Source organism: Chryseobacterium sp. C3 (assembly GCF_014218905.1).
Taxonomy (GTDB): Bacteria; Bacteroidota; Bacteroidia; order Flavobacteriales; family Weeksellaceae; genus Chryseobacterium; species Chryseobacterium mucoviscidosis.
On sequence record NZ_JACLCU010000002.1, the window covers coordinates 539464 to 552969 of the forward strand.

At 38.9% G+C, this 13506-nt stretch carries 10 protein-coding genes; all 10 read left to right on the top strand.

Features of this window, described 5'->3' with window-relative positions; all coding sequences use genetic code 11:
- The first annotated feature begins 39 nt into the window (after positions 1-39).
- The 10 genes from H6W53_RS06285 (at position 40) to H6W53_RS06330 (ending at position 13506) form a co-directional block, all read left to right on the top strand.
- Complete coding sequence (locus tag H6W53_RS06285) at positions 40-3192, top strand: CusA/CzcA family heavy metal efflux RND transporter (RefSeq protein ID WP_185205260.1); 3153 nt, start codon at positions 40-42, stop codon at positions 3190-3192.
- Positions 3193-3240: 48 nt separating this feature from the next.
- Positions 3241-4467 carry a TolC family protein gene (locus H6W53_RS21705; protein WP_185205261.1) on the top strand — a complete coding sequence of 409 codons (1227 nt, stop codon included), beginning with the start codon at positions 3241-3243 and terminating at the stop codon, positions 4465-4467.
- A 4-nt stretch (positions 4468-4471) separates the two neighbouring features.
- On the top strand, positions 4472-5611 hold the full coding sequence (locus tag H6W53_RS06295; protein WP_185205262.1) for an efflux RND transporter periplasmic adaptor subunit: 1140 nt from the start codon (positions 4472-4474) through the stop codon (positions 5609-5611).
- 498 nt (positions 5612-6109) lie between these two features.
- Complete coding sequence (locus tag H6W53_RS06300; RefSeq protein WP_185205263.1) at positions 6110-6496, top strand: hypothetical protein; 387 nt, start codon at positions 6110-6112, stop codon at positions 6494-6496.
- Positions 6497-6571: 75 nt separating this feature from the next.
- A complete protein-coding gene (locus H6W53_RS06305) occupies positions 6572-7015 on the top strand; it encodes a thioredoxin family protein (RefSeq protein WP_185205264.1) in 444 nt (147 codons plus the stop codon).
- A 10-nt stretch (positions 7016-7025) separates the two neighbouring features.
- A complete protein-coding gene (locus H6W53_RS06310; RefSeq protein ID WP_185205265.1) occupies positions 7026-7952 on the top strand; it encodes an FAD:protein FMN transferase in 927 nt (308 codons plus the stop codon).
- 265 nt (positions 7953-8217) lie between these two features.
- On the top strand, positions 8218-8406 hold the full coding sequence (locus tag H6W53_RS06315) for a DUF4266 domain-containing protein (protein WP_108409215.1): 189 nt from the start codon (positions 8218-8220) through the stop codon (positions 8404-8406).
- 35 nt (positions 8407-8441) lie between these two features.
- The gene (locus tag H6W53_RS06320) at positions 8442-9632 is read left to right on the top strand and encodes a DUF3570 domain-containing protein (protein WP_185205266.1); all 1191 of its coding nucleotides are present in this window, start codon (positions 8442-8444) and stop codon (positions 9630-9632) included.
- 70 nt (positions 9633-9702) lie between these two features.
- The gene (locus H6W53_RS06325; RefSeq protein ID WP_185205267.1) at positions 9703-10398 is read left to right on the top strand and encodes a VIT family protein; all 696 of its coding nucleotides are present in this window, start codon (positions 9703-9705) and stop codon (positions 10396-10398) included.
- Positions 10399-10713: 315 nt separating this feature from the next.
- A complete protein-coding gene (locus tag H6W53_RS06330) occupies positions 10714-13506 on the top strand; it encodes a SusC/RagA family TonB-linked outer membrane protein (protein WP_185205268.1) in 2793 nt (930 codons plus the stop codon).

A 13506-nucleotide genomic window follows, 5' to 3' on the forward strand; every position in this document is an offset into this window, starting at 1 on the left:
TAGTTATCTATCATCTGCTAATAAGCTCAACAAAACATTATGCTTACAAAAATCATTGAGTTTTCTGTAAAGAACAAACTCATCATTGCGCTGTTGATTTTGGGATTGATAGGCGTGGGTTCCTATCAGGTCACCAAACTTCCGATCGACGCCGTCCCCGACATCACCAATAATCAGGTTCAGGTCATTACTATTGCTCCCTCATTTGGAGCAACAGACATCGAAAGACTTGTGACATTTCCCATAGAACAGGCGAACAATAACATTTCAGGATTAAAAGAAATCCGCAGTTTTTCACGATTCGGCTTATCGCTCGTTACCATCGTTTTCGAGGATGACGTCGATGTATACTGGGCAAGACAGCAGGTGGCAGAAAGGCTGCAGCAGGTTCAGAGCCAGATTCCGCAGGGAATCGGAACCCCCGAATTAGGTCCTATTTCCACAGGTTTAGGCGAAATTTTCCAGTACGTGATCCGTCCCGAAAAAGGCTACGAGAAAAAATACGACATTACAGAACTTCGCACCATTCAGGACTGGATCGTGAGAAGACAGCTTCTCGGTGTAAAAGGCGTTGCCGAAGTCAGCAGTTTCGGAGGAAAACTGAAACAATACGAAATTGCCGTAAATCCCGACAGATTAAATGCTTACGGAATCACCATCAACGATGTTTTCGATGCTTTAAACACCAATAACCAGAACACAGGTGGTGCTTATATCGAAAAAGGCCCCACTGTTTTATACATCCGGAGTGAAGGTCTGATCGGAAATATTGAAGACATCAAAAATATAGCAATCGCTTCCAAAACCAATGAAATTCCATTGTTCATAAGAGATGTGGCAGACGTGAAAACCAGCTTTGCCACAAGATACGGCGCAATGACGTTCAACGATCAGGGTGAAGTTTCCGGAGCAGTGGTGATGATGCTGAAAGGCGAAAACAGCAATCAGGTCATTAAAAATGTAAAAGAAAAAATCGCACAGATCCAGAAAACCCTTCCGAAAGGAGTAGTGATAGAACCGTTCCTCGATCGTACCAAAATGGTAAACAACGCCATCGGAACCGTAGAAAAGAACCTTACAGAAGGCGCATTGATTGTTGTTTTTGTACTGGTTTTATTCCTCGGAAATGTACGCGCAGGATTGCTTGTGGCTTCCGTAATTCCGCTCGCAATGCTTTTTGCCATCTGTATGATGAATCTTTTCGGAGTCAGCGGAAACCTGATGAGTCTCGGTGCACTGGATTTTGGATTGATTATCGACGGTGCAGTCATTATTGTAGAATCCGTCCTGCATCAGTTCAGTCATAATTCAAAGTTCAAAAAAATATTCTCTGTTGGAAAAGAAGAAATGGACACCATTGTTATCGATTCTGCCGGAAAAATGATGAACAGTGCAGTTTTCGGTCAGATCATCATCCTGATTGTTTATCTTCCGATTCTTACTTTACAGGGAATTGAGGGGAAAATGTTCAAACCGATGGCACAGACGGTGGCTTTCGCTTTATTAGGAGCATTTTTATTGTCGTTAACCTACATTCCGATGATGAGCTCTTTGCTGTTGAGAAAAAGAAGATCAAAACCGAGTTTATCCGACCGGATGATGAAAAAAGTAGAGAAAATCTATCTGAAAACATTACTTAAAATTTTAAGAGTTCCGAAAATGGTATTCTCCATCGTGGCTGTACTTTTCGTATTGGCAATTTTCATTCTTAGCAGAATGGGAGGAGAATTTATTCCTTCCCTTGAAGAAGGAGATTTTGCGGTGGAAACCAGAGTTTTGCCGGGAAGTAATCTGAATACAACCATTGAAAGTACCCAAAAAGCTGCTCATATCCTGAAATCAAGATTTCCTGAAGTACAAAAAGTCGTGACAAAAATAGGAAGCGGCGAAGTTCCTACAGATCCAATGCCGATGGATGCAGCCGATTTAATGGTGATTCTGAAAGATAAAAAAGAATGGACTTCCGCATCCACATTCCCAGAACTGGCGGATAAAATGACCAAAGAACTACAGGATGTTCCCGGAGTAACGGTAAGTTTTCAGTTTCCGGTGCAGATGCGTTTCAATGAACTGATGACGGGAGCAAGACAGGATGTCGTGGTGAAGATTTTCGGAGATGATCTGGACGTTCTTTCCCAAAATGCCCAGAAACTTGATAAAATTATTGAAACCGTAGACGGAGCGCAGAATCTTTACATCGAGCCGATTGCAGGAATGCCGCAGGTAACCATAGAATACAACCGTCCTGTTATTGCACAATATCATTTATCCATTTCGGATATTAACCGGATTGTGAATGCTGCATTCGCAGGGCAGAGTACAGGTCTCGTTTTCGAAGGCGAAAAACGTTTCGATATGGTCGTTCGTCTCGATTCCAAAGTCCGTAAAAATGTGGATGATATTAAAAATCTGCTCGTTCCGACCCCTTTCGGAAACCAGATTCCGCTTTCCCAGCTTGCAAAAGTTGAAGTAAAGAACGGACCCAACCAAATACAGAGAGAAAATGCACAACGCAGAATTGTCGTTGGATTCAACATCAAAGGAAGAGACGTTCAGAGCATCGTGGAAGAACTTCAGACTAAAGTAAACAAAGAAATGAAACTTCCGACAGGTTATTATATGACTTACGGAGGTTCTTTTGAAAACCTGAACAATGCAAAACAGCGTCTGATGATTGCCGTTCCGGTTGCTTTGGTGCTTATTTTTGTGATGTTGTTCTTAGCATTCGGCTCGGTGAAAGAAAGTCTGCTGATTTACACCGCAATTCCACTGTCAATTATTGGCGGCGTATTTCTTCTGGCTTTGAGAGGAATGCCTTTCAGCATCAGTGCAGGCGTTGGATTCATCGCCCTTTTCGGAGTGGCAGTTCTCAACGGAATCGTTCTCATTTCAGAATTCAACAGATTATACAAAAGCGGAATCCGGAATATTGTGAGAATCGTGATTGATGGCGGAGAATCCAGACTTCGTCCGGTTCTGATGACGGCTTTCGTGGCATCTTTAGGATTTATTCCGATGGCATTAAGCAACGGAGCAGGAGCGGAAGTTCAGCGTCCGTTGGCAACTGTGGTGATCGGAGGTCTGCTCGTGGCAACCTTCCTTACGCTTTTTGTACTGCCGCTTCTTTATGTAACCATTGAAAAAGGATTTAAAATGAAATCGCCATCATTTGGAAAACGCAAACGCCTATGAAGAAAACGCGATTACATATGACCTTTAAAAAACAATAAATATCTACATATGAAAAATAATCACAAAAATATAACGGCTGTATTGATTTTGCTATTCAGCTTTGCAGGATTCGGATTGAAGGCACAAACGCCGATCAATCTTCAGGCAGCGATCAATACCGCACTGGAAAACAACAGAAATCTTAAAAACGAAAAGCTGAAATCGGAATATTCCAAAGCTTTAATAAAATCGGCGAATGATATTCCGCAGACTGGTGTGACGTTCGATTACGGACAAATCAACAGTGCGTACAACGATATGAAATTTGGCGTTTCCCAGAATATTGCTTTTCCGACGGTCTATAAAAAACAGAAAAATGTATACACCGAAGAATGGAAAAAATCTCTGCTGAATGTTTCCCTGAAAGAATATGAACTTAAAAAAGCAGTCAGCCTTACCTTTTACAACATTCTGTACTGGAAAGAAAAAGAAAAACTGCTGAATGAAATCCTGAAACTGTACACCGACTTTTCAGACAAAGCGAACCTCAGACTGAAAGCAGGGGAGAGCAATATTCTTGAAAAAACAACCGCTTCAAGCCAGAAATCGGCGATAGAAATTCAGTTAAAACAATTGCAGCAGGAATTAGCAGTTTTAAAGATCCAGTTTCAGTGGCTTTTGAATACGGAAACTGATTTTATTCCCGAAGATTCAAAATCTTTTGCCAATTCTTTAAACGAAAAACTGGCGGATCATCCTTTGCTCAAAATCTGGGAACAGCAGAAAAATATTTCCACAGAACAGATCGCACTGGAAAAAGCAAAAATGCTTCCCGGTCTGCAATTGGCGTATAACCTGAACAGTTTTAAAGGATTAGGACCGGATGATAAACTCTACAATGCAACACCTCAGTTTCATTCGGTTCAGGTCGGTGTTTCGCTTCCGATATTTACAGGAGGTCAGAAAGCGAGAATTGAAGCCGCAAAAGTAGCGCAGTCTGTTGCTGAAAGTGAGCTTAAAAATGCAGAATTTAACCTTCAGAATCAGCTTAAAAAAGCCAGAGAAATCTATCAGTCCAATTTGGAAATTGTTTCAAAATATGAAAGTTCCGACCTTAAAAATGCAGATGTGATTACCGAAACGGCAAAAAGACAGTTTATCGGCGGAGAAATCAATTACCTCGAATTTGTGATCCTCGTGAATCAGGCAGTACAGCTTAAAAACAATTACACCGATGCAGTCTGGAAACTTAATCAAAGCGCCATTGAACTGGAATACCTTACTTTAAATCCGTAAAAAAATGAAATCAATTTCAATATATACCTTATTAATCAGCTTTTTTGTATTCATTCAATGTAAAAAAGAAGAAGCTCCCAAACAGGAAAAAAGCCTCCCGAAAGACGAAAATGTAGTGACTTTAACCGATGCTCAGTTAAGAAATGCACCGATAGAAACAACTACACTTTCGTTACAGAATATCGCTTCAACCCTGAAATTAAACGGAATGATCGATGTTCCGCCACAAAATCTGGTTTCTGTAAGCATTCCGCTTGGCGGTTATCTGAAATCCAGCAATCTTCTTCCGGGAATGCCGGTTTCCAGAGGTCAGGTGATTGCAGTGATTGAAAATCCGCAATTCATTCAGCTTCAGCAGGATTATCTGATGGCAAGATCCAAAGCACATTTTGCAGAACTGGATTACAACCGTCAGAAAACCCTGAACCAAAGTCAGGCAAGCAGCGACAAAGCGATGCAGCTCGCCCAGTCTGAAATGAACAGCCAGAGAATTTTAATGAATTCATTGGCACAGCAGCTCAGACTCATCAATATCAATCCTGAATCATTAAAGTCCGGAAGCATTACGAAAAGCGTTCCGGTGTACAGCTCAATCAACGGTTTTGTAAGCAAAGTGAATGTGAACATCGGAAAATATGTAAATCCTTCGGATGTACTTTTTGAACTTATCAATCCGGACGATATCCACCTGAATCTTAAAGTGTACGAAAAAGACCTGGAAAACCTGAAAAAAGGACAGCGTTTCGCAGCATATACTAATGGAGATCCAAGTAAAAAATATTACGGGGAAATCCTTCTCATCAGCAAAGATATCAGTCAGGGCGGTTTGGCGGAAGTTCACTGTCATTTTGATCAGTACGATCACAGTCTCGTTCCGGGAATGTATATGAATGCCGAAATTGAAACCAGCACCTCTTTTTCCAATGCGGTTCCGGAAGAAAGCATCGTGAATTTTGAAGGCAAAGACTTTGTGTTTGTTGAGGTTAAAAAACAAACGTACCGATTGACTCCGGTGACCTTAGGCGAAACGGAAAACGGTTTTATCCAGATTCTCAATTCTGATGATTTTAAGAATAAAAAGATCGTGACCAAAAATGCCTATACGCTTTTGATGAAGCTTAAAAATACGGAGGAAGAAGAGTGAAATATTAAGTTTAAAGTAATTTGATATAATTAATCGTCAGTTAAATATATAGAGTCTGTTTAAACTTTTTATTTAACCGCAAAAGTAAAAAAAGATGAAGTAAACTTTTGAAGTAGCTTAGAGTAAAATAGCTTTGCTCCTTTAGAAGCAGAATCTGTGTAGAAATAAGAATGAGTGTATCAATCAATCCGTAAGATTGATATCTGTAATACGATAAATGTTCTAAAGATAGCGTTCCTACGGAACGCCGGACATCTTTCGAATATGATTTCTACACAGATAAAACTCCATCGAGTTTTCTAACATTTTACTTTAAACAACTTTTTTATTTAAATATTCTAATCATCGCATTATGATGATCTTTTGAGCCTATTGCGGATAATTCGGAAATTAGTTTAAACAATAAACTAAAGCTGAACAATTTATTGAACATTGTAGCGTTATAATTCAGATTAATTTAAAATCATTCTTAACAGAAGATTTTATACCTTTGATTGGGTGAAAAAGTTGATTTCCATATTGTTGCTGTCCTTATATTTGGTTTCTACAACCGAGTTATATCAGCTTTTAAAAATACCAACTTTGGTAGAACATTACTGGGAACACAAAAATATGAATCCCGATATGCCTGTAATTGCATTTCTGAGGGCTCATTATGATCATCCGGCTAAAGACGGAGATTTTGGAAAAGATCAGAAACTCCCGTTCATCATTCGTTCCACAACGTTATCTTTGGTTTTTACCATCAATCCAGGCTTTTATTTTGAAACAAAAACGGAAAATTTCAGATCCCTGAAATCGCATAAAATTCCTTCAAAAGACGAAGATTTCTGCTACAAAGGATTCGCAGGATCAGTCTGGGAACCGCCGAAATCATTTTCTTAATCCATTTACAATCTGATTGCATCATAATCAGAACACATCATTTATTCTAAAAAATCATTATAACATTTTACAGTAATGAAAACAATAGTATCAGCCATTCTTATGGTTGTATTTTCCTTTGGTTTCCACGCGCAAAACAGACTGGAAAACGCAAAAAAAACGGCTGCAGAAAACAAAGAACTCATTCTGCTTAACTTTTCCGGTTCAGACTGGTGTATTCCGTGTATCAAGCTTCATAAAAATATCATCGAAACAGAAGATTTCAAAAAACTGGAATCCGATAAAGTGATTGTTTACATCAATGCAGATTTCCCAAGAAATAAGAAAAATCAGCTTTCTGTCGATCTTAAAAAAGAAAACGCTTCTCTTGCCGATGCATACAATAAAAAAGGCTTGTTTCCGTACACCCTTTTATTAAATTCCGAAGGGAAAATTCTGAAAAGCTGGGAAGGACTGCCTTCAGAAAATGCACTGGCTTTCAGTAAAGAAATCAGAGAAATCAGAGAAAAACAAAAATAACAGAAAAGAGATGCTTAGAGAATTCAAAAGACCTCAAAAACTAATGGGGAACGCTTTTGAAATTACCGTTGTAAGTAATGATGAAAAATCCGCTTACGATCATATTGACGCCGCTATTGATGAAATCCGGAGAATCGAAAAACTGCTGACAACCTTCAGCGATGACAGTCAGACTAATCTCATTAATCAAAATGCGGGATTAAAACCCGTGAAAGTAGACCGTGAGATGTTTGACCTTATTGAGAGAAGCTTACGAATCAGCAGAATTACAGACGGTTACTTCGATATTTCTTACGGCGGAATCGATAAAAGTTTCTGGAATTTCGACCGTGAAATGAAAGAACTTCCCAATCCTGAAAAAATAAAAGATCATCTGAAACTCGTTAATTATCAGAATATTATTCTCGATCGCGACAGTCAGACCGTTTTCCTCAAAGAAAAAGGAATGCGCATCGGTTTTGGAGGAATCGGGAAAGGATATGCCGCAGAAATGGCAAAAAGAATTCTTCAGGAAAGAAATGTACATTCCGGAATTGTGAACGCTTCGGGCGATTTAACAACTTGGGGAAATCAGGCGGACGGAAAACCCTGGACTGTAGGAATTGCCGATCCCGACAATGCAAAACAGCCTTTTTCTTATATGAATATTACGGATATGGCGGTCGCAACTTCAGGAAATTACGAGAAATTCGTGGTCATCAATGGTAAAAAATATTCTCATACCATCAATCCGAAAACAGGAATGCCGGTTTCGGGCGTAAAAAGTGTTACCGTATTTTGTCCCAACGCAGAAATTGCCGACGCAATGGCAACTCCCGTCAGTATTATGGGAATCGATGCCGCGCTCGGTATGATCAACCAGATCAATCATTTGGAGTGCATCATTATCGACGATGAGGACAGAATTTATTCATCTCAAAACATTAATTTAAAATAAAATGCTTTGTTATCAGAACAAAATTGAGTTAAATAAACACACAGTATCTGATTCAGAGTAAGGCAATTAAATCAACTTTAAAAACAAATCAATACAAATGACAGACCTTATAAAAAACAGTCAGAAGCTTTTCGGATATTTATTTGGGCAGCTTTCACCGTCTTCCACTCCCGCTTTTTTGCTCGTTCCTCACAAAAAGAGCTCCGTTCAAGCCGGGCTGCGAAGATTCAACGGTTTAAATTACAGAACAGTTGCAGTTCTTTCGATATTGACAATTCCGTTTTTGAATTCCTGTACCACCGTAAAAGAATACGAAAAAAATAAACTCAACGATGCCGAAATGGTTCTCGGAAACCGAACAATTGAAAAGACCGAACTGAGCTTTCAGTCTTACAGAGAAGGTTCTTCAGGAGCAAATGCCGGAAAAGTGGGCGGTGGTTGCGGATGCAATTAAGAAAAGAGAATGGTAAAAATTTAATGTGATCTACAATGAAAAAAATAATCATAAGTGTTGTTGCTCTTTTCGGAATATTTAATGCAAAAGCACAGGAAAACACAAATAACGAACAGCCCAAAAAGCTGACTTTTGATGAAGCTAATTTAGTTTCTAGTTACTACAAACAGGACGGAAACAATTCTGCCGTTACAGGAGGAATCGGTTCAGAAAAACTGACCGATGTTTCTAACACGATTGATGTAACGATGGTGAAATACGATAAAAAAGACCGTAAAAATAAATTCAATGTAAGTGTCGGGATCGATCATTATACTTCCGCATCTTCGGATATGATTGATCTTAAAGCGAATTCATCGGCTTCGCACGCAGACAACAGAATTTATCCTGCATTAAGCTGGAGCCGCGAAAATACCGAAAAAGGAACCACTTTAATGGCGGGTATTTCTACCTCTTTCGAATTCGATTATGCATCTTACGGCGCAAACATCGGGTTTTCGCAAAAAACAGCGAACAGAATGGGAGAGTTCACGGCGAAATTTCAGGCCTATCTCGATCAGGTAAAGCTTATTGCTCCTATTGAATTGAGAACCAACGGAAGCACAGGCGGCGAACACGAAAACTACGGAACCAGCGGAAGAAATACCTTTGCTTTGTCTCTGGCGTATTCACAGATCATCAATCAGAACTTTCAGGTTGAATTTCTGGCAGACGGAGTTCAGCAGACCGGATATTTAAGTTTACCTTTCCACAGGGTTTACTTTAATGATAAATCGGTTCATCAGGAAGCTTTGCCGGATAAAAGATTTAAAATTCCTTTGGGAGTAAGAGCCAATTATTTCTTGGGAGACAAAGTGATTCTGAGAGCGTATTACCGTTATTATACCGACGATTGGGGCTTGAAATCCAATACTTTCAGTCTGGAAACGCCGGTAAAGATTTCTCCGTTTGTTTCGGTAAGTCCTTTCTATCGTTACTATTCGCAGACTGCGGCTAAATATTTTGCGCCTTATCAGCAGCATACCGCTTTTGACGATTTCTACACCAGTAATTACGATCTGTCAAAATTCGACAGCCATTTTTACGGAGCGGGAATCAGAATCAGTCCGAAGAACGGTTTATTTGGCGTAGAAAGACTGAATATGCTGGAAATAAGATACGGACATTACACAAAATCCATCGGAATGAAGTCTGATATTATTTCGTTAAATTTAAGATTTAAATAAAAAATCAGTTTAATTTTGACTTGTTAACACATTTAGCAAGTCATTTTTTTTAACTTAAAAACTAAAGCATATGCATCATCAGTTGGAAAAACATTATGTAAACAGAGTAGGCTGGCTTCGTGCAGCGGTTTTGGGTGCGAATGACGGATTGTTATCAACCACAAGTATCGTTATTGGTGTTGCAGCAGCCACACCCGAAAGAAATACCATCATTCTTGCCGCACTTGCCGGAATGATTGCAGGAGCCATGTCTATGGCTGCAGGAGAATATGTATCGGTAAGTTCGCAGGAAGATACCGAAAAAGCAGATCTTCTGCGCGAAAAACGTGAACTTGAAGAAATGCCCGAAGTTGAACTTCTGGAACTGGCTAAAATTTATGAAAAAAGAGGCGTAAGCAAAGAAACTGCTTTAAAAGTAGCTACGGAACTTACAGCGCATGATGCTTTAGCAGCTCACGCGCACGATGAACTTGGAATTAATGAAATTACACAGGCAAAACCATTACAGGCAGCTTTGGCGTCATTCGGTTCTTTTGCTTTGGGAGCGTTACTGCCGTTTATCGTTTCACTGGTGGCTCCCTTAAAGGAAATGGTGTATTTTCAATATGGCTTTTCTATTGTATTTCTGATGATTCTGGGTGCTATTTCAGCAAGAACAGGAGGCTCAAAAATAGGAATCGCCGTTCTTAGGATTTGTTTCTGGGGAACTGTTGCAATGGGAATCACGGCTTTAATAGGGCATCTTTTCGGGGTTACGGTAGCTTAAAAGAAAAAAAATAAAGATGAGGGTTGGATTTTTCCAGCCCTTTTTTTGATTTAAAAAATCAGAAAATTAAAAATATAGCCTCATCACTTTTATCAAGTAATTTTATTTTAGCGTATTCAGATTTAAAAATTAAATCATAGTTTTTGTACATTCAATCAAGATAATTCTGCTCTGAAATAAAGAGACTTAAGATGAAACATGATAATTTTCATGCTCTTTTATTGTAAAGTGTAAAACTTTTCACAGAATAATAATTATTTTTGCGCGTTAATTTTATTAATTCTAAATAAATTTAGTTTACACTTTGGCTCCCAAATGAAAAGAAAAATTGCAAGCGCTATACTGATATGTGGACTGACGTCTTTAAAAGCTCAGGATCTTAAGGCTGATAACGATTCGGTAAAAACCCAGATGATTACAGAAGTAATTGTAACATCCTCTTACGGAACAAAGAAGTTAAAGGAAGAGGTAGTGGGATCTATCGTGAGTTTAACCGAAAAAGATATTGTAACAACTCAGCCTTTTGAAAGCATTGATAAAATGATTATGGGACTTACGCCCGGGGTTCAGATTGTTAATAATACGGAATTGGGGAAAGCCGTAAACATCAATATCCGTGGTTTGGGAAGTATCATTTCATTGAACGGATTAACCGGTACATCAACCCAGCCGCTGATTATTGTTGACGGAATTATCATCAGAGAAGATATGGCGTTTGATGCTTCGTATTTTAACGGAGGATCTATTGCTGAAATGAATATCAATCCTTTGGCAAGATTTAATTCGGATAATATTGAAAGCATCAATATCCTGAAAGATGCAGCTGCAGTAGCTTTGTATGGAGCAGAATCTGCTAATGGGGTGATTCTCATTACGACCAAGAAGGGAAAGAAGGGAAAGAAGGGAAAGCCTTCCTATACATTCAGTACGCAATACGGAGTTTCCCAAAGCATCAATAAAATTAAATATCTCAACGGGCAGCAGTACGCTCAGGTGTTCAGCGATTACAATAAAAATAACAGTGCCAACGGAACAGGCAGCTACGTCTGGAACGGAACAGATGTAGACTGGTTCGAGGTAATGAATGGAAACGGAGATTTTTTCCGAACCAATTTTACGGCCAGCGGAGGAGGAAAATATTTTAATTATCGGGTAGGGCTGGATTATTCAAAAAACAATGAGTCTAAAATTCTCAATTCGCTGGAAAAAAAAGGAATTGACGCTTCTTTGGGATTTAACTATAAAAAGCTGAAGATAAATCTTTACGCTGCCTATAACAATTTTTTTAAACAGCAGCCCAATACATATTTTAATTTTATACTGGCTCCGGACAGAGCGATATATCAGACAAACGGAGATTATGCACTTTCCGGAAATAATGGAGTTCCCAATCCTTTGGCTGCAGCCAATCAGAATATCCTGAATGTTGATAATAATTCTCTGCTTTCCAGTCTTAATGTCAGTCACGATTTGGCAAAAGGGCTAAAAATAAGCAGTTTATTCGGAGTGGATATATCCAAAAAAAATAATGTCGACTGGAAATCAGGACTTAACCAAAGCGGAATTTCAAATAATAATTATGGGAGAAGCCGTTTGTATATTTCAGATGCTTTTAACTGGAACTGGAGTGCCCACATTTCTTATGAGAAAAACTTCGCAGGAAAAAATCATATTGACGGTATTGCAGGTTTTGAACTTAGAAAAAATAAAGACTCTAAAACAGCTCATATAGGAAGCAATTTTTCCGATTACTCCACTTATCAGGAACCTATGATCGGAAAGACATACACCTATAGTTCGCTAACGCGCCAAAATACGGGGAGAAGTACTTTCGGACAGCTTAACTATGATTATGATAAAAAATACTTTCTTTCTGCCAGTATCAGAAGGGATGAAAGCTCCACTTTTGGTCCGGATACCAATGCCTCTACCAATGGTGCAATAGGAACCTCATGGGTTTTATCGAATGAAAATTTTCTTAAGTCCAATAATATCATCAGCTTCCTGAGGCTGCGTGCATCTTGGGGAATCACAGGAAATTCGAGAATAGGAAGTTACCGCTCTTCAGGGCTTTATACAGTTTCTCAAAACGGATTTATTTACGATTACGATTATGCATATCCTGAATCTTCATCGCCTCCCAACAGGCTTCTTTCGTGGGAAAAAAATGAAAAATGGAATATGGGTCTGGACTTCAGTTTTTTCAAAAAGGTAGATTTTACCGTTGAGGTTTTCCGGAATAATCTTTCAGATATCATTGTTTCAAGAGAAGTTCCGCTGGAGACAGGATATTCTTCAGCAGAAATTAACGGTGCGGCAATGTACAACAAAGGGTTTGAAATTTCTATGCGCGGAAACTGGATCTCCAACAAAAATTTCAGATGGAATACTTCATTCAATATTTCAAAGGTTGAAAATAAAGTTACGGATATGCTGGGTTTGGAAGATAGCTTTTCCAGTGCATCACTAGCCAGAGCCCAAAAAATCGGAGCGTCAACATCGGCAATCTGGGGATATCAGTGGCTCGGAATAAATCCGGCAAACGGACAGGATATGTTTTTGGTAAACGGAGAAGTGAAAGATGCCAATCAGTTCACGCCGGATTCTTCTACTTATACAATCATCGGAAATTCTCAACCGGATTTTATCGGCGGTTTCAGTAATTCTTTAAGCTATAAAAGATTCACCCTGTCTTTTCTCGTTAATTTTGAAATAGGAGGAGATGTCTTGGTACAGGGGGAACTGATAGATAAATACAGTATTCTTTTCAACAGGAACATGAGTGTAAATGCACTTGATTATTGGAAAAATCCCGGAGATAATGCCCTGAATCATAAACCTACAAGCAAGGCAACTATTGCCAACAGCAGCAAATATATTTATGATAATACCTTTGTGAAACTTCAGAACATCAGCCTCAATTATCAGCTTCCTGTTAATGTCATTAAAAAAAGTTTTATAAAATCTGCAAGTATATTTATGGATTGTACCAATGTGCTGTACTGGTACAGACAAAAATCGCCGGAAGGAAGAAATGGCATCAGAGAGTTCAGATATTTATATCCGGAAATGAGAACATTCAGCTTTGGATTCAAGGTTAATTTTTAA

What these genes read in the sequence shown, in the direction of transcription:
- H6W53_RS06330 (WP_185205268.1), top strand. Translation starts at nt 10,714, where the DNA reads ATGAAAAGAAAAATTGCAAGCGCTATACTGATATGTGGACTGACGTCT.
- H6W53_RS06310 (WP_185205265.1), top strand. Translation starts at nt 7,026, where the DNA reads ATGCTTAGAGAATTCAAAAGACCTCAAAAACTAATGGGGAACGCTTTT.
- H6W53_RS06285 (WP_185205260.1), top strand. Translation starts at nt 40, where the DNA reads ATGCTTACAAAAATCATTGAGTTTTCTGTAAAGAACAAACTCATCATT.
- H6W53_RS21705 (WP_185205261.1), top strand. Translation starts at nt 3,241, where the DNA reads ATGAAAAATAATCACAAAAATATAACGGCTGTATTGATTTTGCTATTC.
- H6W53_RS06325 (WP_185205267.1), top strand. Translation starts at nt 9,703, where the DNA reads ATGCATCATCAGTTGGAAAAACATTATGTAAACAGAGTAGGCTGGCTT.
- H6W53_RS06295 (WP_185205262.1), top strand. Translation starts at nt 4,472, where the DNA reads ATGAAATCAATTTCAATATATACCTTATTAATCAGCTTTTTTGTATTC.
- H6W53_RS06305 (WP_185205264.1), top strand. Translation starts at nt 6,572, where the DNA reads ATGAAAACAATAGTATCAGCCATTCTTATGGTTGTATTTTCCTTTGGT.
- H6W53_RS06320 (WP_185205266.1), top strand. Translation starts at nt 8,442, where the DNA reads ATGAAAAAAATAATCATAAGTGTTGTTGCTCTTTTCGGAATATTTAAT.